The sequence below is a fragment of the Geminocystis sp. NIES-3708 genome, from assembly GCF_001548095.1.
Classification (GTDB): Bacteria; Cyanobacteriota; Cyanobacteriia; order Cyanobacteriales; family Cyanobacteriaceae; genus Geminocystis.
In genome coordinates this window covers 3,339,440-3,365,010 of sequence record NZ_AP014815.1, presented here as the reverse complement: position 1 = coordinate 3,365,010, position 25,571 = coordinate 3,339,440, and the positions used below count along the sequence as shown (strand labels likewise).

Annotated in this window: 18 protein-coding genes and 1 tRNA gene; 15 read left to right on the top strand and 4 right to left on the bottom strand. The window is 30.9% G+C overall.

The window, feature by feature from the left end:
- The first annotated feature begins 128 nt into the window (after positions 1–128).
- Both GM3708_RS14805 and GM3708_RS14800 read left to right on the top strand, forming a co-directional pair.
- Entirely contained in the window at positions 129–1,883 is a 1,755-nt protein-coding gene (locus GM3708_RS14805; protein ID WP_066348554.1) for a S8 family peptidase, read from the top strand.
- 165 nt (positions 1,884–2,048) lie between these two features.
- A complete protein-coding gene (locus GM3708_RS14800) occupies positions 2,049–3,107 on the top strand; it encodes an anthranilate phosphoribosyltransferase family protein (RefSeq protein ID WP_066348553.1) in 1,059 nt (352 codons plus the stop codon).
- Between the two features lie 114 nt (positions 3,108–3,221).
- Here the strand turns inward: GM3708_RS14800 and GM3708_RS14795 are convergent, their stop codons facing one another.
- Positions 3,222–4,124, bottom strand: coding sequence for a pentapeptide repeat-containing protein (locus tag GM3708_RS14795; RefSeq protein WP_066348551.1), 903 nt, complete (start codon positions 4,122–4,124; stop codon positions 3,222–3,224).
- A 352-nt stretch (positions 4,125–4,476) separates the two neighbouring features.
- Here GM3708_RS14795 and GM3708_RS18900 point away from each other — a divergent pair, with 352 nt between their 5' ends.
- The 3 genes from GM3708_RS18900 to cobT all read left to right on the top strand — a co-directional run bounded on the left by GM3708_RS18900 (position 4,477) and on the right by cobT (position 6,402).
- Entirely contained in the window at positions 4,477–4,632 is a 156-nt protein-coding gene (locus GM3708_RS18900; protein WP_173645022.1) for a hypothetical protein, read from the top strand.
- A 192-nt stretch (positions 4,633–4,824) separates the two neighbouring features.
- Positions 4,825–5,247, top strand: coding sequence for an aspartate 1-decarboxylase (gene panD / locus GM3708_RS14790; RefSeq protein ID WP_066348549.1), 423 nt, complete (start codon positions 4,825–4,827; stop codon positions 5,245–5,247).
- Positions 5,248–5,286: 39 nt separating this feature from the next.
- Positions 5,287–6,402 (top strand): nicotinate mononucleotide-dependent phosphoribosyltransferase CobT, encoded by a 1,116-nt coding sequence (gene cobT / locus GM3708_RS14785; protein ID WP_066348548.1) that lies wholly within the window; start codon positions 5,287–5,289, stop codon positions 6,400–6,402.
- On the opposite strand, the gene GM3708_RS14780 is transcribed toward cobT, so the two are convergent.
- The gene (locus GM3708_RS14780) at positions 6,346–6,750 is read right to left on the bottom strand and encodes a hypothetical protein (protein ID WP_066348545.1); all 405 of its coding nucleotides are present in this window, start codon (positions 6,748–6,750) and stop codon (positions 6,346–6,348) included. The two genes, cobT and GM3708_RS14780, sit on opposite strands and share 57 nt — an antisense overlap.
- A gap of 200 nt (positions 6,751–6,950) precedes the next feature.
- Between GM3708_RS14780 and GM3708_RS14775 the strand changes: the two genes are divergently transcribed.
- The 5 genes from GM3708_RS14775 to GM3708_RS14755 all read left to right on the top strand — a co-directional run bounded on the left by GM3708_RS14775 (position 6,951) and on the right by GM3708_RS14755 (position 14,568).
- Complete coding sequence (locus tag GM3708_RS14775) at positions 6,951–8,093, top strand: extracellular solute-binding protein (protein ID WP_066348544.1); 1,143 nt, start codon at positions 6,951–6,953, stop codon at positions 8,091–8,093.
- An 86-nt stretch (positions 8,094–8,179) separates the two neighbouring features.
- Positions 8,180–8,250 (top strand) — tRNA-Gly (locus tag GM3708_RS14770).
- 257 nt (positions 8,251–8,507) lie between these two features.
- Entirely contained in the window at positions 8,508–11,708 is a 3,201-nt protein-coding gene (locus GM3708_RS14765) for a PAS domain S-box protein (protein WP_066348542.1), read from the top strand.
- Between the two features lie 227 nt (positions 11,709–11,935).
- Positions 11,936–13,294, top strand: a complete 1,359-nt coding sequence (locus tag GM3708_RS14760) for a diguanylate cyclase domain-containing protein (RefSeq protein ID WP_066348540.1) — start codon at positions 11,936–11,938, stop codon at positions 13,292–13,294.
- Positions 13,295–13,374: 80 nt separating this feature from the next.
- Entirely contained in the window at positions 13,375–14,568 is a 1,194-nt protein-coding gene (locus GM3708_RS14755; protein WP_066348538.1) for a Coenzyme F420 hydrogenase/dehydrogenase, beta subunit C-terminal domain, read from the top strand.
- Between the two features lie 5 nt (positions 14,569–14,573).
- On the opposite strand, the gene GM3708_RS19735 is transcribed toward GM3708_RS14755, so the two are convergent.
- Positions 14,574–15,797: a WecB/TagA/CpsF family glycosyltransferase gene (locus GM3708_RS19735; RefSeq protein WP_071827627.1), complete on the bottom strand. Its 1,224-nt coding sequence runs from the start codon at positions 15,795–15,797 to the stop codon at positions 14,574–14,576.
- Positions 15,798–16,001: 204 nt separating this feature from the next.
- On the opposite strand from GM3708_RS19735, the gene GM3708_RS14745 reads away from it, so the two are divergent.
- Positions 16,002–16,652, top strand: a complete 651-nt coding sequence (locus GM3708_RS14745; RefSeq protein ID WP_066348537.1) for a PEP-CTERM sorting domain-containing protein — start codon at positions 16,002–16,004, stop codon at positions 16,650–16,652.
- A 373-nt stretch (positions 16,653–17,025) separates the two neighbouring features.
- Here the strand turns inward: GM3708_RS14745 and GM3708_RS14740 are convergent, their stop codons facing one another.
- Positions 17,026–18,723, bottom strand: a complete 1,698-nt coding sequence (locus GM3708_RS14740; RefSeq protein WP_066348536.1) for a TrkA family potassium uptake protein — start codon at positions 18,721–18,723, stop codon at positions 17,026–17,028.
- Between the two features lie 420 nt (positions 18,724–19,143).
- On the opposite strand from GM3708_RS14740, the gene GM3708_RS14735 reads away from it, so the two are divergent.
- The 4 genes from GM3708_RS14735 to GM3708_RS14720 all read left to right on the top strand — a co-directional run bounded on the left by GM3708_RS14735 (position 19,144) and on the right by GM3708_RS14720 (position 25,525).
- Entirely contained in the window at positions 19,144–21,165 is a 2,022-nt protein-coding gene (locus tag GM3708_RS14735; protein WP_066348533.1) for an elongation factor G, read from the top strand.
- 199 nt (positions 21,166–21,364) lie between these two features.
- Entirely contained in the window at positions 21,365–21,994 is a 630-nt protein-coding gene (locus tag GM3708_RS14730) for a Uma2 family endonuclease (RefSeq protein WP_082714150.1), read from the top strand.
- A 12-nt stretch (positions 21,995–22,006) separates the two neighbouring features.
- Entirely contained in the window at positions 22,007–22,912 is a 906-nt protein-coding gene (locus GM3708_RS14725; protein ID WP_066348528.1) for a 3'-5' exonuclease, read from the top strand.
- A 123-nt stretch (positions 22,913–23,035) separates the two neighbouring features.
- Complete coding sequence (locus GM3708_RS14720; protein ID WP_071827626.1) at positions 23,036–25,525, top strand: exonuclease domain-containing protein; 2,490 nt, start codon at positions 23,036–23,038, stop codon at positions 25,523–25,525.
- The last annotated feature ends 46 nt before the right edge of the window (positions 25,526–25,571 follow it).

Here is a 25,571-nt window from a genome sequence, read left to right as displayed (position 1 = left end):
TTGTACCATTTTGAGCTTTATTTTTTTGATAAATGCTTCTGTTAAAATATAAAAAAATTATAGTAAATGTTAGTAACTTTTGAGGTCAAGGTTTATAATGGTGGAATAATTACCGCACCATAATTACTATGAAAAAACTATTACTTCTTTCAGTCTTTTTAATAGGTTTAGGATTTGCTTTATTTAATTTTAAAGGATTAGCAAATCAAGGAGAATTTGATTCTATTATTATTAATTTCCGTCAAGATATTCCTACTACAGCCCTAGAAAAAAACATAGAATTTATCACTTCAAAAATTCAAGAAATACCTATTTTAAATAGTATTTTTTCTGAAGAAGAAAAAGTTTATATCGTTCAAGGTGATAAAAAAACTCTCAAGAAATTAAAAAGATCTCCCCTCAAACAAGAAGTAGAATATATTGAACCTAATTATATTTATCATAGTTTAGAAGTTCCCAATGATCCTGCTTATACTCAACAGTGGAATTTGCGTAGTATCAATATAGAACAAGCATGGGAAGACACCAAAGGAGAAGGGGTAACTATTGCAGTTATTGACACTGGCGTTACTAAAGTGCCAGATTTAGAGCAAACTCAGTTCGTTGAAGGCTATGATTTTGTTAATAATAAAGTTGATGCTCAAGATAATGTAGGACACGGAACACACGTTGCAGGTACGATCGCCCAATCCACTAACAATAATTACGGAGTAGCAGGAATAGCTTATCAATCGAAAATAATGCCCTTAAAAGTATTAGGAGTAAATGGTGGCACAATTGCTGATATAGCCGAAGCCATAAAATTTGCGGCTGATAATAAAGCCGATGTGATAAACATGAGTTTAGGTGGTGGTGGAGATAGCCAATTAATGCGAGATGCGATTAAATATGCCCATGACAAAGGAGTAGTGATTATTGCCGCCGCAGGTAACGAAAACCGCAATAGTGCTTCATTTCCCGCTCGTTATCCTCTAGTAATCAGCGTTTCAGCTACAGATTCTATCGGTGAAAAAGCACCTTACTCTAATTTTGGTGCAGGAGTAGATATTTCCGCCCCCGGAGGTAGTGAAACAGGGAAAATTATTCAAGAAACTATCACAGGAGAAAATAAACAACCAACTTTTATTGGCTTCCAAGGCACAAGTATGGCAGCACCCCATGTGGCAGGAGTAGCGGCATTAATTAAATCCACAGGTATCCAAAATCCCGATGAAGTACGAGAAATTTTAATCAAATCTGCCCGTAAAATAGAAAAAGATCCTTTAAATCATTATGGTGCAGGACAATTAGATGCGGCGCAAGGGGTTAAACTAGCATTAAAAGGGCAAATTAGTCCACGAGACTTTTTACGATGGTTGAAAAACAGTGGTTATTTAAACCCAGGGTTTTGGATTGATGGTGGTACAATTACTTTATTACCTAAATTGGGCATGGTTTTAGGATCATATTTATTAGCTTGGTTTTTGCGTAATTATCTTACTTTCAATCTAAGCCTCGCCACAGGATTAGTCACAGGTAGCAGTGGTTTATTTTTCCTCCAAGGATTATACTTGTTTGATTTGCCTCAATGGCCTTTTCGTTTAATGGGCAGTTCTGTACCAGAATTAGGTAATGTAGTAATGGGTACAAATAGTTTAAATCCTTTCTTTGCTAGTGCGTTAATTCCCTTTATTTTACTTGCTTTATTTTTAAGTCATCAACAACTCAAATGGGTAGCTATTGGTTGTACTTTAGGGGTTACTTCTTGTTTAATAGTTACAGCTTTTATTAATCCTTTAGTGTGGGGATTAGGTTATGGTTTAATTTCCCAAATTTTCTTATTACTTAATGCTGGTATTTGTTTTTATTTAGCTTATTTAGCCAGTAAAACTATTAATAATTAGGAATTAATCCTTAATTTTCCTGTGGGATTTTTTAACTTTACTTATAAACATTTTCCCTATCCTCACTAAAAAACTTTTTCATCACATCCTAATCATTGCTTTATAGTTACTTTAATTTTATGATTAACTTATATAGCATTGATTTTACTTATCAGTTAATGAATCATGAGTAGTGAATTTAGAGAATTATTAAAAAAAGTCGGTAGTGGTGCGCATACCCATAAAAATTTGAGCCGTGAAGAAGCCAGTTTAGCTTTAGAGATGATGCTAACAGGTATTGCTACTCCCGCTCAAATTGGTGGTTTTTTAATAGCCCATCGCATCAAACGCCCTACAGGAGAAGAATTAGCTGGAATGTTAGATGCTTATACTAATTTAGGTGTAACTTTACCAAGTATAGAGAATAGTCAATATCCTCTCACTATTCTTGGTATTCCCTACGATGGTAGAACAAGAAGTGCACCTATTTCTCCTATTACGACTTTAATTTTATCAGCAGTAGGAGTTTCAGTTTTAATGCACGGTGGCACAAAAATGCCCACTAAATATGGCTTAACTTTGGCAGAAATTTGGGCAAATTTAGGATTAGATGTGACAAATTTATCATTAATTCAAGTAAAAAATTTATTAAATCAGACTAACTTCGGTTTTCTTTATTTACCTCAACATTTCTCTGTTGCTCATAAATTAGTACAATATCGAGAAGAAATCGGTAAACGCCCTCCCATTGCGACTTTAGAGCTGATTTGGCAACCCTATGAAGGAAAAAGTCATCTTATCGCTGGTTATGTGCATCCTCCTACGGAAAAGATGATTAGAGAGGCTTTAAACTTGAGGAAAGTCAAAAAATTTACTTTAATTAAGGGTTTAGAAGGTAGTGGAGATTTAAAATTAGAGCAAACTAATATTATTGTTATTGATAATGAAAATAGTGAAGAAGGTTATGAATATTTAAAAATAAATCCTTTACATTATGGCTTAAAAAGCAACGATATTAAGTTATCTAATCATCAAGAATATTTTACTGAATTAATTAAAACTATCAGAGGAGAAAAATCAACTTTAATTACTAGCAGTATTTTAAATGGCGGTTTTTATCTTTGGCGTTGCGGCGTTAGTGATTCTATGGAAAAAGGTTTAACTATGGCAGAGGATTTGATTACTAATGGCAAATTACAAACTCAATTAGAAAAAATTATAGCAGAAGCCAGAACTAAAATTTAGATTTGTTAAACTCATAGCTTAATAACATAATTTATGTTGATGTTATTCTCAAACAACCCATCTTAATTATTAATAATTGAAATAATTAATTTATAATTTTTAATTCCTAATAGTTTAACTTGCTTCCAAAAAAATATTAAAAGAATAATAATTAAGATTGTTGTTAATATCTACGTTCATAATTTTGTGTAAAGTTTCTGGTAAAATAGTTCGATCTAAACAAGAATTATTAAGGTTAGTATGAGCTAAATTTGCACCGCTTAAATTAGCTTGAGATAAATTAGTGTTATCTAAAATTGCCCCTGTCAAATTTGCCATTTCTAAATCTGCACCTTGAAAATTTGCACCTCTTAAATCTGCATCTCGAAAATTAACTCGACATAAACGAGCCCCTTGGAAATTTGCCCTTTGTAAATTTGCCTCTTGTAAATTTGCCCCACTTAATCTTGCACCACTTAAATTAGCTTCAACTAAGTTACTATTAGTTAAGTTAACTTCTTTCATAAAAGATCGTGTAAAATTACCTTGATAAGCAGAGCATTCTCTCATATTCGCACCACTTAATCTTGCCTCTTGAAAATTACTCCAATTAAGATTACTTTTATTCATATTTGCCCCTCTTAAGTTGACTCGGTAAAGAGATGCACCACATAAATTGACTTCTGTTAAGTCACCCTTCGCTAAATTAACATGACTAAGATTTGCACCGCTTAATTGACTTTTAATAAATTGCGATCGCACCATAAAAGCACCAGTTAAATTAGCTTTAGTTAAATCAGCATAATTGAAAATAGCCTCACTTAATTTAGCATAGGTGAAATCTGACCAATTTAGTTGAGTGTGGGTAAAATTAGATTTAGTCAAAAAAGCACGATTGAAGTTAATACCAATTAATTTTGAGCCTTGTAAATTCAACGCTACTAAAACTGATTGAGCTAAATCAGCACTTTGTAGTCTAATCTCTCGAAATTCACGAATTCCTTGTTCATATTGGCGTAAAAAGTGGGAAATTTTCATTTTTTTACCTCTATTAACCTTATCAACATTTAAAGTATTATCATTTCACTTTCTGTAAGAAAAAATACCAATTAAAATCTAGTTAAATAAAAATTCCTTACCAGCATTCTAAAACATTCTAACGGGAAATCAGTGTAAAAAGTGAAGGGGTTGTAATTACTCTTAATAAATATTTTATAATCTTCATTGAATCTTTTTTTACATAGATCTCAGTTTAGCAGTAGATCTGTTTTTGAGGAATTTACTCCATCATGGTTTAATAGTTTTGTACAAGTAAATAACTAATATATAATTAGGTAACAGAATTTTAAGAAACTTAAACAAAATAAATATTATAAAAAGAGATTAAGAGATGGAAAGAAAAAAAATAGTGGCGATAATTACAGGAATAATTTCAGTTTTATTAGGTGTTATCTATTTAGTAATAGTACAATTACTCGACTCCAGAGGTGCTATGATTCCTGCTCCCATTACTGACTTATCTTTGATTTTATCTCCTTTCATTTAACTTAAGTCTTGCACTAACCATAAAATACATTGATGAAGGCATAAAGAAGCCATAAAACAGAATATAGCAACAATAATTTACTAAAACTTGTTGTCAATTCATTTTCTTAACTCTGACTTTATTGGATATTTTTATTCTTGTGCAACATCTTAGTTTAACTAAACCATATCAAAGTCTATTAATTAATATTTTATGAACATGATCCGATTAATGCACGGTAAACTACATAGAGTTACGGTTACGTCTGCTAATGTAGATTATGTCGGTAGTATTTCTATTGATCCTGAATTAATGGAAAAAGTCGGTATTTTACCTTTGGAAGAAGTAGATGTAGTTAACTTAAATAATGCCCAACGTTGGTCAACTTATGCTATACCTGGAATAAGAGGTAGTCGGGAAATCTGCCCTAATGGTGGTGCCGCTTTATTATGTAAACCCGGTGATTTGTTAATTATTTATGCTTATGAACAATGCGATCGCCAAGATGTTATGATTAATGGTCATCGTGCTAAAGTGTTAGTAGCTGATCAAAAAAATAATATAGCAGACTATTTTGAGCAAACTTTAATTAGTAATAATGACGAAATTGAGTTTCAGGAAAGAGTAGGAGACTAGAGGACGTGAAGATAAAACTCCTTTATTGTTAATTATTATATGGATATAAGAGTTTATACTGAAATTGAGCAAGGACAAAAATGGTTGAATAAATATAACGATTGTATTCCTATTTTTACTTGCACTTTAGGCTTTACTGCTACGGCTTTATTACCCAATATTTCTACCGCAGGGATAACACCCGAATCGAGACGTTATACAGCCTTAGCTGATGGGGAATTTTTGGTGAATGGAATTCAAGAAAATCCAACTTTTGCTTTACCACCTTTAAGTGTGGGTATTTCTCCTACTTTTATTAGTCGTGCGGTAATTGAAAAATTTAATTTACCAGTTTATATATTTAATGCTGGATTATTAGAATCCCCTTCTATTAAAAATATCGACTTAGGTGGAAAACCAGCTAATTGTGTTTCTACAGGAAAAGCATTACCTTTAGAGTTAGTTAAGCATTTATACCAACAAGGATTATTTTGGGGAGAAAATTTAGCACAGCAAAGCAAATCTAGCTATCTAATTTTAAGTGAATGTGTTGTGGGTGGTACAACTACCGCTTTAGCAGTATTAACGGCATTAGGAATTTCCGCTCAAGGAAAAGTTAACAGTAGTCATCCTATCTGCAATCATGAACAAAAATGGTCATTAGTACAAAAAGGATTAATTCAAGCTGGATTAAATGATCGAAATACTATATTTGATCCTTTTGAAATTATAGCCGCAGTAGGTGATCCCATGCAAATTGTGGTGGCAGGAATAGCTTTAAGTGCCAGTAAAAAAATCGGTGTAATGTTAGCAGGTGGTACACAAATGTTAGCAATTTTTGCGCTAATTAAGGCATTGAAAAATTTATGTTACTATACTGAGGCTAACTTAGAAAACATTATCGTTGGTACAACTCGTTGGGTGGCGGAAGATTGTACAGGTGATACTATTGGTTTAAGTAAAATTATCGGTAACGTTTCCTTGTGTGCCACGGAGCTAAATTTTAGTAATTCAAATTATCCTAGTTTACAAGCCTATGAAAAAGGATATGTAAAAGAAGGGGTTGGTGCAGGAGGTAGTGCAATTGCATCCCATTTGCTAGGTATGAATAAAGTAGAATTATTGCACATGATAGAAACCATTGTGTCTAGTTTCCATATGACTACGAGTAGCTAATAATTGATCTTCAAGAGATGCAATACGATGATAAGCCGCCGTCAATTGGGCTGTCAAACGATATACTTGTTCTTCACAGGAAATATTATTTTCAATCTGAGTATAATCGGATAATTCTGAGGAAATAGCATCATCATCCATTAAAATATCCTTATGAGTTTTAAAGTGTTTTTTTTGTTTCTCTTCGGTAATATGACATGATTCGGAAACAGTATTAACATTCAAATCGCACAGAGAAATATTGTTCAATCCTTCCCAACCGATATATTCTCCTAATTGTTTAACAATATCGTAAAGCTGATTAACTTTACTGTGTAAATTCACCAACTCTTGTTTTCTTTTATACATATTCAATTATTGATTAAAACTAATTTAACTATTTGTTTTTTCTATTTCCTATGCTAAAGTCTTAAACAAAATAATGTCCACTATTCCTGATTAATTTAACAATTGACGTAGATTCATTATTATTGTAGAAGTCAGGTAATAGGTAATGAATAATAGGCAATGGTGATACAATAAGAGGGCATTTTTCACTGTTAATTGATATGGTAAATCGTCGATCTTTTTTATGGGGTATCAGTAGTTTAACCCTAGCTTCTATGTTATCAGGATGTGAAAAAAAATATGATCTAAATATTGCACAACTACAAGGCTCAATTCCCATACAATTAATAGTTGCGTTACAACAAGAATTCCAAAAAATAGGCATCGTTAATTTTCAACCACAATCAACCCTCAAAGATATATATGATTTATTGCTAACATGGCAGGGTAAAAATAAAATTAGAGAAAAAAATCAATTGTCTTTTGCTTTGCCTAACTTTTCTGAGAATAAATCTCCTGTTATTGCCGATGATTTAGTGACATTAGGTAATTATTGGTTAAATTTAGCAATTGTTGAAAAATTAATTGAGCCTGTAGAATTAAATAAACTCGAAACTTGGCAAAATCTTCCTCTGGAATTTCAGAATTTAGTAACCAGAAATGATCAAGGTAAATTAGATAATAAGGGTAAAATTTGGGGGGCACCCTATCGTTGGGGATGTGCGATGATAGCTTATCGTAATGATAAATTTGCAGAATTGGGATGGCAACCTCAAGACTGGCATGACTTATGGAAAAAAGATCTTACCCGCAAATTTTCCCTTTTAAATCAACCTAGAGAAACTTTAGGCTTGATTTTAAAAAAACTTGGTTATTCCTATAATTTTGAAGATTTAAACACGATCTCAGAGCTAAAATCAGAGTGGATAGCATTGCAAAAACAAGTCAAATTTTATGATAATACTAATTATTTACAGCCTTTAATTTTAGGTGATACTTGGTTAGCAGTGGGATGGTCAACTGACATACTACCTTTAGTGAAACAATACAAAAATATTTCCGCAGTAATACCTAAATCTGGTACATCTTTATGGGCGGATATATGGGTAAAACCTCGTCAAGACAAAAATAATCCTCAACAATTAGAGAAAATATACGATTTCATTGATTTTTGTTGGCAAGAAAAGTCTGCTAAACAAATAAATTTATTCACCAATGGAGTATCACCTATAGAATCATCATTGAAAAGTAACTCAAAAATTGTGCAAATGTCTTCAGATGTTTTTGCAAAAAGTGATTTTATTGAAACTTTACCTTCTGCATCAGTTAAACAATATGAACAATTATGGAAAAATATGCAATGATTTGTTCTAGTCGAAATTATTTTTTAATTAACCTTGCCAAATTTTAAACCTGTTGTTATAATTGTGAATGTGTTTTAAATAAACCTGCGGGTGTAGTTTAGTGGTAAAACCTTAGCCTTCCAAGCTAATGATGGGGGTTCGATTCCCCCCACCCGCTTAATTTTACTGTTGTTAATTAATTTAACTTTCAATAAATATTTTAAGATGAGAATTATGTAGTAAAAGAAGAGTAGAGGATTGACTCAAATTTTATAAAAAGCGGTTTTTGATAATTATTTATTAAATTTAATTCTTTTACTCTCACCATTGCCTACCCTCACCAAAAAACTTTTTCATTACACTCTAATTAATAATTTTTTAAGTTTTTTTCTTAAGATGTAAATAGTTGGTTTCAATAGTTGTTGGCTTTTTCATATGAAAGATTCTAGTTTTAATTCTCAACAATTTCAAACAACTTTAATTAAGTACAGTCTTTTTTTCCCTGCTTTGACGAGTTTTATCTCTATATTGGTGATAATGGGATGGATTTTTCATGTGGATTTATTGACGAGAATTCACTCCGAATTAGCTACGATGAAAGTTAATACGGCTTTGTGTTTTATTTTTTTAAGTACTTCTAGTTTATTATCTTATCAATACTTTACTCACAATCGATTACATAATAGCTTTTCATTATGGCAACTTAGGATCATAAAATCCATCATAAATGTGTTGATAGTGATTGTAATAATTATTGCCACGTTAACTATAATTGAATATTTATTTAACTTAAATTTTGGTATTGATGAGTTATTTATAAAAGATATATTTTACGATAGCGGCGGTATACAGGCGACAAAAGCAGTAAGAGGAAGGATGGGGTTGAATACTGCCTTTTGTTTTGTCGTATTAGCCTTCATTCAATTATTTTTCAATCTCAATCTTTCTTTTTATTTTTTGTGTGAACTTTTTTCTTTAGTTGTTTTTTTTATTGCATTATTAGCGTTTTTAGGTTTAATCGATTACGATGCTTATTTTAATAATATAGAATCTTATACTGATATGGCATTGCATACTTCATTAAATTTGATGATGTTAAGTATCAGTTTTCTTTTTCGACATCCTCAACGAGGGCTAATGAAGGTTATTAGTAATGATACGGTAGGAGGTGAGATTGCTAGAAGTTTATTACCTATCATTATCATATTGTCTCCTGTGCTGTGTAAATTAATTCTCATTGGTTATGAACAAAATTTTTACACTATTGCTATGGGATTTAATCTTTTAGGAATTAGTTATATAATCACTTTTTCTATTATTGTATGGAAAAATGCTTATGTTTTAGATGGAATTGATGTTAGACGTAAATGGGTAGAACATATATTAAAACAACAATGGCAACAATTAACTGAAAAAAAAGAATTTTTAGAAAAATTAAATCAACAATTGGAAGAAGAAATTGCTAAACGGGAAGAAGTAGAAATTATTTTAAAAAAAAGAAAAGCGCAATATTTAGCCATTATTGAAGATCAAACAGAATTAATCTGTCGTTTTTTACCTGATGGTACAATATTATTTGTTAATCAAGCCTACTGTAAATATTATGACATTGATAAAGAAAATATAATCGGCTCTAAATTTCATCCTGTGATTTATCCAAAAGATTTAGAAAAAATAGAGCAAATGCTTGATTCTTTATCTTTAAAAAATCCTGTTGCGATTATTGAGCATCGTGCAATAGTTAAAGGTGAAATTCGTTGGATGGAATGGATAAATAGGGCAATTTTTGACGAAGAAAATAATTTTATAGAGTTTCAATCTGTGGGGAGAGATATTCAGGAGCAAAAACAAGCACAGATTCAAATTCAACAACTGAATAAACAATTGCAATCTCTCCTTGATAATGCACCGTTATCTATTAGTTTATTCGATGAAGATGGTTGTTATTTAGATGTTAACAAAGCTTTTAGCAATAAAGTTAATCTACCTTCAGAAAAAATTATTGGCAAAACCTTTGAAGATTTGTTTCCCGAATATGTATGTAAGATTTTTAGAGCTAGACTTCAATCTTTAAAAAATAATCCTCGAACATTAGATATAGAAGATGAAGTGATTATTAATAATCAAATGAAAATATTTCGTAGTGTTCTTTTTCCTGTATTTAATGAAAACAATATAGCTCAAAGTTTTTGGGCGATCGCTTATGATATTACAGAACAAAAACGAACAGAAATCTCCTTAAGGTTAAAAACACAAGAGTTAAATCGCTTTTTTTATGTAGCCATTGATTTATTATCTATCGCCAATTTAGACGGTTATTTTGTAAGACTCAATCGTCAGTGGGAAAAAACTCTTGGCTATTCCATTAAAGAATTAGAAGGGGCAAAATTTTTAGACTATATTCATCCAGAAGATTTAGAAAAAACTAATGAAATAATCTCAGTTTTAAAAAATGATCAGGAGAAAATTGACAATTTTGTTAATCGTTATCGTTGTCGTGATGGATCTTACCGTTATATTGAGTGGAGATCTATTCGTGTTAATAATCTAGTTTATTCCGCCGCAAGAGATATTACTGAGCGTCTAAAATCAGAACAGATTTTACAGCAATATGAACGTATTGTATCTGTCAGTAATGATGCTATCGCTTTAGTGAGTCGAGATTACATTTATAAGGTAGTTAATCCCAGATATTTAGATTTACATAACAAATCTTATTCGGAAATTATTAATCATCATATTGCAGAAATTTTAGATCCAGAAGCTTTTGTGAATATCATTAAACCTAAAGTAGAATTATCTCTATCTGGTGAAATAGTTCAATATGAAATGTGGGATAATCGGGATCAACAAAATCCACAATATTTAAGTGTCACTTATTCTCCCTGTTTTGAAGCAGATAAAAGTATATCAGGTATAGTTGTAAGCATTCGCAATGTAACAGAATTAAAATTAATTGAACAAAAAATCGAAGCATCATTAAAAGAAAAAGAAGTTTTATTAAAAGAAATACATCACCGAGTTAAAAATAATTTACAAATAATTCATAGTTTATTAAATCTTCAAAGTCGTTCAATTAATGATCCTTCTACAGCGATGAAACTTCAAGAAAGTCAAAGTAGAATTCAATCTATGGCATTAATTCATGAGCATCTTTATCAATCTGATAATCTTTCAGAAATTAACTTATCTGAATATCTCAAAGAATTGATTAATGTTTTATTTTCCACCTATCAAATAAATACTTTATCCATTGAAATGAAAGTAAAAGTGGAAAAAAATTTCTTTTTAGATATAGATTCTGCTGTACCTTGTGGTTTAATCATTAATGAATTAATTTCTAATGTACTTAAATATGCTTTCAATGAAAATGAAAAAGGAAAATTATTAATTGTAATTACAGCAGATGATCAAGAAAATTTAGTATTAACTATTGCTGATAATGGAAAAGGTTTACCACCAAATTTAGACTGGGAAAAAAGTACAACACTAGGATTAAAATTAGTGAAAAATCTCGTCCGTCAACTTCGAGGAAATATTATTTTAGATAGAGAAGAAGGAACAAAATATATCATTACTTTAACTCGCATTAAGGGAAGTCCAAAAACAGAGCGATTAGTGGATGAGTATAATTAACTGTGGGTTTTATTTTTCCTAAGCCTTTGGTAACAATGGGGCAAAAAAGGGTTTAAAATCCTTGCTTTCCATAGACTATACACAAGTACTTATGATGGTAATGTCATTCAATGGGTTTGAGTTTATCAATCAATTTGTAACGAATGTGATGGAAATCCTTAATTAAATATCTAATAATTTATAATGAAATAAGAATCATTGATAACTATAAACAGAATCATCATTTAATGACAAATAGAACGATAAAAATCTTAATTGTTGAAGATGAAAGTATTGTTGCCCAAGATTTACAATCAGTTTTAGAAGATTTTGGGTATGAGGTACCATTACTGGTCGATTCTGGAGAAGAAGCCATCGAACAAGCCATAAAAATTAAACCCCAGTTAATCTTAATGGATATTAAATTAATTGGCAAAATGGATGGGATTATGGCGGCAGAAAAAATAGTCGAAATTTTAGATATTCCCATTATTTATTTAACCGCTCATGGTGATAAAAACACCATCGAAAGAGCAAAAATATCTCAACCTTTCGGTTACATTATTAAACCTTTTACTAAACAAGAATTAAATATCGCCGTTGAAATAGCCCTTTATAAACATTCTATCGATCAAAAACTAAAACAAAATACCCGTTGGTTAATGATGATTCTTAATAGCATTGCTGATGGAATTATTGTCACCAGTGGAAAGGGTTTTATTACTTTTGTTAATCCCGCCGCCGAAAAAATCACTGGTTGGTTATCAACAGAAGCTCTCAATCAACCTATTTCCTCCGTTTTTAATATAATTGATGATAATACGAAAAATAGTCTCGATTCTTTTTTGATGAAAATTATCAAATCTGATGAAGAGACAAAAATACCAGAAGTCACTTGTTTAATTAACAAAAATGCCATAGAAATTCCTATTACTTGTCAAATTTCTTCCATTAGCGAATATCTTGAGATGAATTCTGTTAACAATTTTATCGAAGAATTTGGAGGAAAAGTAATTATATTTCGAGATGATACTCAAAGAAGAATAAGTCATGAACAGTTAAAACGTCAAGCTTTTTATGATTCATTAACTAACATACCAAATCGAGTTTGGTTTACAGAAAGACTTAATGATGCTCTTGAAAGATGTTATCGTAACTCAAAATATTTATTTGCCGTTTTATTTTTAGATCTTGATGGCTTTAAAATGGTTAATGATACATTCGGACATTTAATCGGAGATAAATTATTAATTGAAGTCGCAAATCGTTTGATGAAGTTACTACGTTCTATAGATACTGTAGCACGTTTTGGTGGAGATGAGTTTGCGATTTTATTGGAAGATGTCACTGATATTGAGGAAGTTTGCCGCATTGCTCAACGTATTCACCATGATTTGAGTATTTCTTTTAGTATCGAAAATAAGATATTATGTACTAATGCAAGTATTGGTATTGTTTTAAGCTCTATTAATAGTACAAATGTAGAAGATCTCATTAAAAATGCGGATATTGCGATGTATCAAGCCAAAAGCAAAGGTAAGGGAAGATATGAAATTTTTGAACCTTCCATGAAAAATAAAATCAAAGAAGATGTTGTTTTCGGTTAATAAGCTCATTTGATGTCGAACTCAGATAATATAATAATTGATTGCTCTTTACAAGGGAATGATAAAATTTTATTTATAACATGACTGCAATTACTTCTCATCAAAAAGCTAAAGCCTTAAAACCCGGTAGTCGTCGCCCTGCAAAAGATTTATGTAGTGAATGTGGCTTGTGCGATACCTATTATATCCATTATGTCAAAGAAGCCTGTGCTTTTATTCATCAACAAATCGCCGAATTAGAAGCTGATGCCCATGGGCGTAGTCGAGATTTAAACAATGAGTATGATGTTTATTTTGGTGTCCATCAAGAGATGATGTCAGCGAAAAAAAAACAACCCATCGAAGGCGCTCAATGGACAGGAATTGTGAGTACGATCGCCTGTGAAATGTTAACTCAAGGGTTAGTAGAAGGAGTTGTATGTGTTCAAAGTAGCGAAAATGATCGTTTTCAACCTAAACCCATTATTGCCACGACTACAGAAGAAATTTTAAAGGCAAGGGTAAATAAGCCTACTTTATCCCCTAATTTGTCGGTTTTAGAACAAATTGAGCAATCAGGTATGAAACGCTTATTAGTCATCGGCGTTGGTTGTCAAATTCAGGCATTACGAGCGGTGGAAAAAAAATTAGGTTTAGAAAAACTCTATATTTTAGGCACTCCTTGCGTTGATAATGTCACCCGTGCAGGTTTACAGAAATTTTTAGAAACTACCAGTAAATCCCCTGATACTGTAGTTGCCTATGAATTTATGCAGGATTTTCGAGTGCATTTTAAACATGAAGATGGTAGCGAAGAAAAAGTACCTTTTTTTGGTTTAAAAACTAATAAATTAAAAGATGTTTTTGCCCCTTCTTGCATGACTTGTTTTGATTATGTAAATTCCTTAGCAGATTTAGTGGTGGGCTATATGGGTGCGCCTTTTGGTTGGCAATGGATTGTGGTACGTAACGAAACAGGCAAAGAAATGTTAAATTTAGTCCATGATCAACTTGATACTCAACCTGTAACCTCTAAAGGCGATCGCAAACAAGCGGTACAAAACAGTATTCCTGCCTATGACAAAGGTGTAACATTACCCATGTGGGCGGCACAATTAATGGGTGTTGTCATCGAAAAAATAGGTCCTCAAGGATTAGAATATGCTCGTTTTTCCATTGATTCTCACTTTACCCGCAACTATCTTTATGTTAAGCGTAATTACCCCGAAAAACTAGCAGATCATGTCCCTGATTATGCTCAAAAAATTGTATCTCAGTATAAATTACCAGAATAAATAAATTATGGATTTAGAGATGATGGTATCGTCTCCAATTCCTGATAAATTTGTCTGAAAGTTGTATTTTTGTTACCTTGTTGAGATTTTAAAACATATTGAAATTCAATAAACCAATCTAAAGTTTTTTGAGAAATATAACCTTCTTCTACTATTAACTCTCCCAGTTTTTTATGTGTTGATAATAGTTTTTGTTTTTGGCATAAATATTGAATTTGTGAAGTAGTGATTAAATGAGCTTTTTGTAAATAATCTCCCATAAGAAGTACTTGATTTAATTCAATCATTTTCGGTAATGTTTCTGCAAAAAATGTGATTGTTTCTTGAGATAATAATCCAAAATTTTGGATAATTTTTCCTAAATTTGTTTCATAGTTTTTTTCTTTTTGGGTTTTCGACACTAAATTTAATTGTTCATTAGATAATAATCCAGCGTGATTTAAAACCATTCCTAAAGGCATTGATTTTAATTCTACGATAGGATTATGTCTATAAATGTCAAAACGATGTTGCAATATATGAATCAAAAAAGGAATACTATCAACTAAATAACGTTTCCATAGTCTTTTCGGTTCAGAAATTAAACGATATAACCACTCTAAACCCATATTACTCATCCATTTTGGCGATCGAGGTTTATATCCTGCCTCAAAATCAATAGTCGCACCGATAGGCAAAAATACTTTCACGTTAGGTAATTGAGCACGATATTTTACAATCCATTTTTCTTGTTTCGGTGCACCAACACCAATAGCTAATACATTAGCACCAGATTGATTAATTTTATCGATGATAGTTAAACACTCACTGTGATTATTTTCAAAACCAAAACTAGGAGATAAAGCATCAACCACAATTTTTCTGGCTACTTTTTGATTAATGTTATGTTGAGCTTTTTGTGCAACTCCTTCTTCACCCCCAAGGAGAAAAATTTTAATATCTTCATTGTGTTGATTGTAATGATAAAAAGCTGGTAGTAAGTCTGAACCTGAAATTTTTTCTTGTATCGGTTTTCCTAACAATTTAAGGACATATTGCAAAATCTTACTATCACAAACTACATAATCAGCTATTTTATAAGCCTTAAGAAAATCAGGATCTTTCTGTAGTTTTACTAAATGATCCACATTAGGAGTCACGATAAATCCTCCATTTTTGGTTAACTCTTCAAGAAGGTTAGACAGAGAAAGATTATCGATCAAAATATTGAGCAATTTTACTTTATTCATAGAGTTTTTACTTACTTGTTAATACTTATTTGAGATTATTTACTTAAGTATAATAGAAAAGATTTTACAACTAAACGTAAATATATTTTGATTAAGTTTCTGGTTAAATATAAAGATTATGTAAAGCAACAATAATAAGTAGTCAATTCAAAAAAAATATTTTATACTTAGCTATAATCACTTAAGTATTGACAAAAGAGGAAAATGAACAAAAAACTATTAGCAACCATTGGAATGTCAACTGTATTTATAAGTTTGATTGGCATATACCCTGAAATAGCTCAAGCGAAAGATAAGGATAAGGGTAAGGAAAAGGAAAAAGAAACTATTTCCTCTAGTTCAACCGTATTGTGTAGTACAGCTAACTTAACTACTTCTATATTATGTGAAGGTCCTTTTAGTGGAAATGACTCTAACTCTAATTTGGATGGTATCTTTGGACTTAATAACTGGACTGAATTTGCGAAAGTTGATGATGACAATGGCACTGATAAAGGTTTAACCGTCACTGGTGGTGGTACTTCAGGGGGTTGGAGCTTAGATCTGGGAGGAGATGGCTCACATAAATATAGCGGAGTAATGGCAGTATTGAAAGGTGGACCTTCTTATAGTGCATACTTATTAGGTCTGGATGTTCTTGATAATTTTAATTTTCTCAATGGTACGTGGAATACTGATGGTATTTATAAAGGCAATGGCGATCCAAATCCGGGATTATCTCATTTTACTATCTATACCACAGGTAAAATGCCGATTCGTGATGTTCCCGAACCTTTAACTATTTTAGGTACTGGATTAGCTTTAGGATTTGGTGGCTTATTCAAAAAACAACAAGATAAAAGAAAAAACACTTAAGCGTTAATTTAATCAACAAATTGTTAATTAAGGGTTTACTGAATAAGTAAAAAGTCCTTTAAAATAAAGTGTTGATCATCGATAATTAATAATTAACAATGTTTTCATTAAAAATTTAAAACCTCCCCTTTCAAAGGAAAAAAGCAAAAAATTACCATTTTTCAAAGTTCAACAATTTAATCAAGACAGAAGTGGTTGTCAATTGTATATTAAGTGAGTGAGTAAAATTAATTGTGGATTTTATTTCTCTCAAAACAATGATAACAAAGGGTTTAAACCTATTGCCTCTATACAATGAATTTTCCATGAATACTTATTCATTGTTGAACTACTCTCATCAAAAAACTTTTTTAGCACTCCTAATTCTATCGACTCAACGAGAAATCAGTAAAGGGGAAGAACTAGAAACTCGCCAAAGTTGATCTAATTTTGTTGCAGGCATGGTCAAATATAAAACATCATTATTAGTTAGTTGAGCATTGAGTAAATTCCATCCATGAATATTCTCTCTTCCCCTAGCAATATAAAGAGGAACAAAATCTGCTTCTGTGGCAATCTCTTTAATAAATTTTTCACAAAAAGGATGATTTGGAGTGATCATGGTAGCTAATGACACCCATAATAAATCGTCAGTCATTCCATTTCCCAAAATTCTGCCTCCTAATGCTGCTGCAGCAAAAGAATAAGTTGCTAACTCTGTGGGAGATAAAACATTTTCAAATTGAAATACTTGCTTAACTGATTCAGCGAATTGATTATCTTGTACTCTTAAAATAACAGGAATTTTCGGTGTTAAGGCTTTTACTGTCAGAGCAATTTCCACATTAATCATATCATTGCTTGTAGAAACAACAATTGCGTTTGCCCCTTGTATGTTTGCGGCTTGTAAAGTGTCAGCTAAGGAGGCATCTTCTACGATTACGGGAATACCTAGCGATCGCACTGAGCGCAAAAATCGATTATTATGATCAGATTCGATAACAACAATTTCATGACCTTGTTGATGTAATTCTCTGAGAATTTCCATGCCAACGTTACCTAAACCACAGATAAGATAATGGTTTTTAGTTGGCACTCTTGCCGCATCCCAAAATTGTTTTAAACGACTACCTAAGACAAAATCATTGATTAAAGCATAACAAATACCTACAATTCCAGCACCAACAATCATCATAATCGCTGTGAAAATTTTAATAACATCAGGTGCAGACTCTGCTACTTCTTCTTTACCCCCAGCACCAGTAATCATACCAACACTAAAATAAAGAGCATCCACAGGGGAAATTTCCCAATTCACACATAGATAAGTGAAAGTAGCCAGAAAAATTAAGGTTAACAAAGTTAATGTCACCATAATTATGGACTGTGCATATTGTTTATAGGTATTGATATTGAAAAAAACTTTTAACCATCGAAACAGGAAAAAAGATCGTTTTGGTTTTACTTTTGCTTTATTGGCTAAAATTAGATGGTCTCCTAACTCTAATACTTGATTATTTACTACTGCCGAAACAAGGTCCATTTCGCTATTTTTAGGCAGATAATAAATCAACATTTGGTCAAGGTTATCCCACAACTGAGCTAAACTTAATCCATGCCAAGGATGTTCTTTAGTGATAACTTCTTCATGTAACGCCCATGTTTGTTCAAATAGTTTTAAATGTCCAATAGCCTGATTCCCAGAGGCGGCAAAGGCAAAAATAGGAGCGGCTAAAGAAGGAACACTCATGCTAAAATGATCCGTTAAAGTCTTATCTAACCTTGCTCCTAGGGTATGATTATAAATACGATTAACAATACGAATTTTTGAGTTTAAAATTCTGGCTTGAGTTAAAATAGCTACATTTAAAGCATCATCACCACTGGCTAAAACGATGGTAGAGGCTTGTTTTATTCCTGCTTCTATTAATACTATGGGAGAACGTAAATCACCAACAATGATTTGATCATCAACTTGAGTTGCAATAGGGCGATTATTAATACCAACGACATTTGCACCTTGTTGCTTTAATAAATTATAAATTTTGTAACCAGTATAGCCTAACCCAGAGACAATAATTAATGGTTTCATCTTTTTTACTCAAGTATTTACTCATCGATGTCTTAAATTCTGAAATAAATTTACTCTGACAATTTTTGCTTTAAGATTCTGACAAACTTATTTTTCTAAATTGAACACAGACTAATTACTATTATCTCTAACAGCGATGAAAGTAAATGTAACGTGGCAAACAAAAACCATAAATGATTTTTAATGGTAATTCTTCTTTATTTCTTGAATTAAAATTTAGCAAAGAAAATTCATAATTAAAATTAAAACTTAACAAAGAGATAAATATTTAAGATAAATAACATTATCTACCTCTAAAAGTCAGAAATAAGCTACTCTAAAAATATAGAAGATCTCATCAAAACTATATTTAACAAAAGATTTCAAGATTAAAGTCAATGAATTAATCTGAGAACAAAAATCAAATTAGGAGCAGAATTTATGAATGAAAATACAAATATATCTGTTAGAAATATTGCGATTGTTGGTCCTTATTCTAGTGGAAAAACCACCCTTTTAGAGAGTTTATTGTTCGTTTCAGGTGCAATTAATCGTAAAGGAAATGTCAATAATGGCAATAGTATTGGAGATAATTGTCTAGAGGCAAAAAGCCGTAATATGAGTGTTGAAGTGTCCTCTGCTTATACAGAATATAAAGATATAAATTTTACTTTTCTTGATTGTCCGGGATCTGTGGAATTTATGCAAGAAACTTATAATGCTTTGGTAGCAGCAGGTTGTGCACTCATCGTTTGCGAACCTTCTGTGAGTAAGGTTTTAACCCTTGCACCCTTATTTCATTTTTTGGATGAATGGCAAATTCCCCATCTAGTTTATATCAATAAAATGGATCGATCTCAGGATAATTTTATGGATGTTTTAAAGGCAATTAAAGATGTTTCTACTCGTCCTTTAGTACCTCAACAATATCCTATCAAAAAAGATCAAGATGTCATTGGTTATATTGATTTAATCACAGAACAAGCCTATCATTATCATCCAGATAGCGAAGCGGATTTAGTTTCTTTTCCTGATGAATTAAAAGAAGTTGAAACCAAAGCAAGACAGGAAATGTTAGAAATCTTAGCAGATTTTGATGACCATTTATTAGAGGAATTAATTGAAGAAATTGAGCCTTCTGAGGAAGAAATTATTAAAGATTTAAAACAAGATTTGAGTGCAGATTTAATTGTTCCTGTATTTTTTGGTATTGCTCAAAATGATTACGGAGTGCGTCCATTATTAGATAGTTTAGTCAAAGAAGCACCAGAGCCTAATATAACTGCCGAAAGACGAGGTTTAAAACCAATTAATTCTGAAACTGTTATCGCTCAAGTCTTAAAAACTTACTATAGCACCCAAGGAGGAAGATTATCTCTAGTACGAGTTTGGCAGGGTAATTTAATCGATGGTATGACTCTTAATGGAGTGCGTGTGGGCGGTATATATCAATTAATGGGTAGTCAACAAAAATCTTTAAATTGGGCTAATACTGGGCAAATAGTAGCATTAGGACGACTAGAAGGCATTAAAACAGGAGACACTATTACTGATGCTTCTTCATTGATCAAATCTCTTCCTAAAGCTCAAATTTTTCAACCTGTTTATGCCAAAGCTGTTACTGCAGAAAATCGTAAAGATGAAGTAAAAATTTCTGGTGCGATCGCCAAAATATCAGAAGAAGATCCCTCTTTGAAATGGGAACAAGATGAGAATACTCACGAAGTTATTTTGTGGGGACAGGGGGAGATTCATTTACAAGTAACTTTAGAGCGACTAAGAAATAAGTATAACTTATCGATGGTTACTCAAAATCCCAAAATTCCCTATAAAGAAACCATCCGTAAAAGTACAACAATTCATGGGCGGTATAAACATCAAAGCGGTGGTCATGGTGCATTCGGTGATGTATATTTAGAAATAAAACCTCTTTCTCGTGGAGAAGGCTTTCAATTTCATCAAACTATTGTGGGCGGTGTCGTACCTAAACAATACATACCTGGGGTAGAAACTGGAGTCAGAGAATATTTAATACAAGGTCCTTTAGGCTATCCTGTCGTGGACATTGATGTCACCCTTACTGATGGTTCATATCATGCGGTAGATAGCTCAGAACAAGCCTTTAAACAAGCTGCACGGATTGCTATGAGCGAAGGAATGCTTCAATGTGAACCTATTTTATTAGAACCCGTTTTACAAGTTGATATATCTATACCTTCAGAATTTACATCTAAAGTATTACAGTTAGTTAGTACTCATCGAGGACAAATTCTTGGTTATGACTCTATGACTAATTGGAAAAATTGGGATCAAGTAAATGCTTATTTACCTCAAGCCGAAATGCAAGATTTTATTATCGAATTGCGATCGCTAAGTTTAGGGGTAGGTTTCTTCAATTGGCAATATGATCATTTAGACCAAGTACCTGATAAAGTTACTTCTAAGATTTTAGCAGAAGTTTAATTAATAATTAATAATGAGTAATGAGTAATTAATAACAAGTAATTTTAAGAGCATTATTTAGTAAATTTTACGAACTAAAATCATCAAATTTACAACATAATTGCCGAAATTTAATTGACTTAATCTTTCAGTTAAAAGGTCGGGTATTAATAAAAAATCGAGTTATCATATTAGTAAATTCTTCACTTTTTCAATAATGATGCTTACCAAAAAAAGAGCTGATCGAGTCTTACTATACAATATAGATTGGCAACAATTTGAAAATATCCTCATAGATTTAGGACAAACCCGTTCTGCTAGGATTGCTTATGATAATGGAATCTTGGAAATTATGAATCCTTTACCTGAGCACGAATACTATAAAGAAAATATTGGTGATTGTATCAAAGACATTGCTGAGGTATTAGAAAGAGATTATGAGAATTTAGGCTCAACTACTTGGCGTAAACAGGCAAAAATGGCGGGTATTGAGCCTGATAACTGTTTTTATTTCCAAAATGAGGCAAAAATTAGAGGAAAATTAGACTATGATTTAAATCAAGATCCTCCTCCTGATTTAGCTTTAGAAATTGATCTTACCAGTAAATCTTTAAATCGTTTTCCCATTTATGTTCGTTTAGGGATTCCTGAAGTGTGGTGTTATGATGAAGGATTGTTAAAAGTTTATTTATTACAAAACGATGAAACTTATCAAGAATCACGATCAAGTTTAGTATTTCCAGATTTACCCGTACAAGAGATACCAGAAGTTATTAATCAATATCGTATGCAAGGAAGAAGAAAAATTCGTCAAGAAATTAGAAAATGGGCATTGACATTAAAAATTTAGACCATCTAGGATATGATTTATTTAACTGATGAAAATGAGATAAAAAATATCATTCTTGACTTAATAGAAACTGATATTCTTTGGCTAGATACTGAAGTCGCTGATTATGCCACAAAAAAACCTCGTTTATCTTTAATTCAAGTTTTGGCATATCCAGAAAATCTTGATGGTAGTCGAACTTATATGCTTGATGTGTTAGATAAACCAGATTTAATTGATTTTTTTATTCAGAATATTATGATCAATGAATCCATTAAAAAAGTTTTTCATAACGCTAATTATGATTTAAAGTTATTAGGCAAAATCACCGCTAAGAATGTATTTTGTACCCTCGAATTTTCTCGAAAATTTCCTTATCATTTATTACCAGTAAAAAGTCATAGTTTAAAAACTTTAACGGAATATTTAACTAATTTTAAGGACTTAAATAAGGAAGAACAAGGAGGAGATTGGAGTATTCGTCCGTTACAAAAAAGTCAGTTAGAATATGCAAAAATGGACTGTGTTTATCTTGCTCAAATTTATAATAAATTAATAGAATTAGAAGATAAGGTTAACCGAAATTTTGAACACAACAATTTAGATGTATTGAGTAAAAGATATAAAGAAATTGAAGAAAAATGGCTATTATTAGACTCAGAAATTAATTATTTGAAAGAGAAAATAAAAGCTACTATGATTGACGAAGGAATAAAAGAAAATGATTATTTCAAACTTACTTCTAGTCAACGCACTACTATAAAAAGTGATTTACAAGAGTTAGTAAAATTGATTAATAATAAAAAGATTAATATAGATTTTTCTATCACCTTAACGAAAGCAATTCAAGAACAGTTAGGTGATAATTTAGACTCTTTAAAAACTGACGTGGAGACAAAGATTTACTATAGTTTAAAAGAATCTGAGCCTCTAAGTTAATGAGAGAAATTATCTAGGGAAAATTCAATATATTTTAGGTATTTTTTTTAGCGTTAAATAATATATTTAAAATCTGATTTATGATGATATTGTTATTTTATAATTAATAATAAGTAATGGAAAATGAATAATAAAAATATAAATAACTTAGGTGAACAAAGAAAAATAATAGTAAAAAATCCTGCAAAAATTATATTTTTAGATACTGAAGGTAAAAATATTTTAAGGGAAATTGGAATTTTAAATGATCGAGGAAAAGTGCTTTATAATAGTTTTGTAAAAGATCACTATAACAATGAAAATATTAGGATAAATTTAAAATCTTTAAACACAATAATTGAAGAAATTGAGCCGATTATTAAAGATAAAATTATCGTATGTCATCATGCAGAACATGATCAAAAAATAATATTTAATAGTTTTCATAAAGTTAGAAAAATTGTCCCTCGACTAAATTTCATTTGTACTGTACAATTAAGTAAACAAAGTTTTCCTGATTATCTTAGTTATGGCTTAAGTTATTTAGCTAAACAATTAAATTTAAAAGTAGAAGGACAATATTTCCAAGATAATTTTGCCCATAGTGCCGTTTATGATGCTAAATTTACGCATCAACTATACTTATATTTAACAAAAACTATGAATGATATTGATCAAAAAATTGTTGATTTAGAAAAAACTTTTGCTCCCAAAAATTATCACAATCCTTTTACTAGCAGTAGAGTTGATGATCCCTTTCAAAATCATCCTGACTATCAAGCAATTTATGACCAAGAATTTAAACGTTTACAAAGAATTTTAGGAGAAATTAAAGAAGATAAAAATAATCAAAGTCAAGGGGCATTAATTATCGGAGAAGCAGGTACAGGTAAAACTCATTTAATTATGAGAGTAGCTCACAAATTATTAGAAAAAAATCGCCTTTTATTTATTCGTCAACCGAATAACCCTGATAGTGTTTTATATCATACTTATTCTCGCATTTTAGAATCATTTTTTCAACTTGTTCCGGAAAAAGAAAATACTCAATTAGAATACTTAATTGCCCATAGTTTTACTAAAATATTAAGTTCCTCAGATAATGTTACTAAAACCGAAAAAGGTCAAAAATTAATTCAGAATTTAGAACAAGATTATTTAAGTTTATTTAATGTTTTAGGCAAAGAAAATACTGATTTACATCGCAATAATTGGGATTATATTGAAAGAAATATTATCGATTGGTGGGCAAATTATGAACATCATGTTGGTGGTTATTCCAGTGAAATTTTAAGAGGAATTATTCGTTATTGTCGCTATAGTAAATTAGATTTAAAAACTATTGCCGAGCGTTGGTTAGCAGGAAATCAATTAGAAGATGAAGAGGTACAAAAAATTGGTCTAACTAATTGGAAAGATGATTTAAGTAGAGAAGAATTTGCCTTAGAAGCAATTAGAGTATTTGGCATTTTATCTAAATTAGATGAACCATTAATTATTGTTTTTGATCAATTAGAAGGTTTAGGATTACCTCAAAATAGAAGTATTTTATATAGTTTTGGATCTGCGATAAAAGAGATTATCACTCATGTACCAAATAGTTTAATAATTCTCAATTTATTTCCTAATCGTTGGCAACAATTTCAAGAATACTTTGACGAAGCTGTTAACGATAGATGGAGACAAAATATTATTAATTTACCAACACTTAATAAAACAGAATTAGAGGAAATTTTAACGATAAAAGCAAAATTAGTAAATTTAAAGTTAGCAGATATTTTTACAAATCAACAGTTAGAAGATACTTTAAATAAATCATCTATTAGAAAGGTATTAAATAGAGCTTCTGATTATTTTAACTATAAATTTTATCAAATCCCTTTACCTGAAGATATTGTTATCACAAAATCATCTTTTGATTTAGAAGAAAAAGTACAAGAATTAGAATCTACTTTAGTTGAAATAGGTAAATTAGTTAGTAACTTTGTTAAAAAAGATGATTCTAGTCAACCAATAGATAATTTTACTTCAACAGGAAACGATAGTTTAACAGGAAGAGAAACACTACCATCTAAAAATCCACTTTTTCAATACTTAGATAATAAAAAACAATTACTAGAAAAAGAATATCAAAAAGCTCAAGTAATTACGGATTCTGATGACATAGGTAAACTCAAAACTATTTTAGAAGCCTACCAAACTATTGAGCCTTCTTTGGAAATCAATCAACTAATGTTAGGCAAAAGAAAACTACCCGAACATTTAGCGATTATCAATAAAAATGGTACTAATATCATTGCCTTTTTAAATATTTCAGCCGCAGGTTTTGCCGCAAGATTAGGGAATTTTAATGAATTAGTTGTATCTTCTCCTAAACATAAATTTCAGTTATTTAGAGATCTCCGAGAGCCAGAAATTAACGGTAAAGTTGGGAAATTAGAAATCGAAAAACTTAATAATACTAAAAATGGTGAGTTTATTTTTATGGATGAACAAAACCGCATTAATTTTGAATTAATTTATCATCTAATTATCGATATTCAACAAAAAGATGTAGAATTTGAATTGAAAATAATTGGAGAATTTTTACCAGAATATTTTAAATCTTATTGGCTTTTGTCTATTCTTAAATAAATATTTTTATTCAATTTACATTAATCAAAATAACCTCACTTCGATG

Excerpts from the sequence above, each read along its gene's own strand:
- GM3708_RS14805 (WP_066348554.1), top strand. The coding sequence starts at position 129 with ATGAAAAAACTATTACTTCTTTCAGTCTTTTTAATAGGTTTAGGATTT.
- GM3708_RS14800 (WP_066348553.1), top strand. The coding sequence starts at position 2,049 with ATGAGTAGTGAATTTAGAGAATTATTAAAAAAAGTCGGTAGTGGTGCG.
- GM3708_RS14795 (WP_066348551.1), bottom strand. The coding sequence starts at position 4,124 with ATGAAAATTTCCCACTTTTTACGCCAATATGAACAAGGAATTCGTGAA.
- GM3708_RS18900 (WP_173645022.1), top strand. The coding sequence starts at position 4,477 with ATGGAAAGAAAAAAAATAGTGGCGATAATTACAGGAATAATTTCAGTT.
- panD (WP_066348549.1), top strand. The coding sequence starts at position 4,825 with ATGAACATGATCCGATTAATGCACGGTAAACTACATAGAGTTACGGTT.
- cobT (WP_066348548.1), top strand. The coding sequence starts at position 5,287 with ATGGATATAAGAGTTTATACTGAAATTGAGCAAGGACAAAAATGGTTG.
- GM3708_RS14780 (WP_066348545.1), bottom strand. The coding sequence starts at position 6,750 with ATGTATAAAAGAAAACAAGAGTTGGTGAATTTACACAGTAAAGTTAAT.
- GM3708_RS14775 (WP_066348544.1), top strand. The coding sequence starts at position 6,951 with ATGGTAAATCGTCGATCTTTTTTATGGGGTATCAGTAGTTTAACCCTA.
- GM3708_RS14765 (WP_066348542.1), top strand. The coding sequence starts at position 8,508 with ATGAAAGATTCTAGTTTTAATTCTCAACAATTTCAAACAACTTTAATT.
- GM3708_RS14760 (WP_066348540.1), top strand. The coding sequence starts at position 11,936 with ATGACAAATAGAACGATAAAAATCTTAATTGTTGAAGATGAAAGTATT.
- GM3708_RS14755 (WP_066348538.1), top strand. The coding sequence starts at position 13,375 with ATGACTGCAATTACTTCTCATCAAAAAGCTAAAGCCTTAAAACCCGGT.
- GM3708_RS19735 (WP_071827627.1), bottom strand. The coding sequence starts at position 15,797 with ATGAATAAAGTAAAATTGCTCAATATTTTGATCGATAATCTTTCTCTG.
- GM3708_RS14745 (WP_066348537.1), top strand. The coding sequence starts at position 16,002 with ATGAACAAAAAACTATTAGCAACCATTGGAATGTCAACTGTATTTATA.
- GM3708_RS14740 (WP_066348536.1), bottom strand. The coding sequence starts at position 18,723 with ATGAAACCATTAATTATTGTCTCTGGGTTAGGCTATACTGGTTACAAA.
- GM3708_RS14735 (WP_066348533.1), top strand. The coding sequence starts at position 19,144 with ATGAATGAAAATACAAATATATCTGTTAGAAATATTGCGATTGTTGGT.
- GM3708_RS14730 (WP_082714150.1), top strand. The coding sequence starts at position 21,365 with ATGCTTACCAAAAAAAGAGCTGATCGAGTCTTACTATACAATATAGAT.
- GM3708_RS14725 (WP_066348528.1), top strand. The coding sequence starts at position 22,007 with ATGATTTATTTAACTGATGAAAATGAGATAAAAAATATCATTCTTGAC.
- GM3708_RS14720 (WP_071827626.1), top strand. The coding sequence starts at position 23,036 with ATGAATAATAAAAATATAAATAACTTAGGTGAACAAAGAAAAATAATA.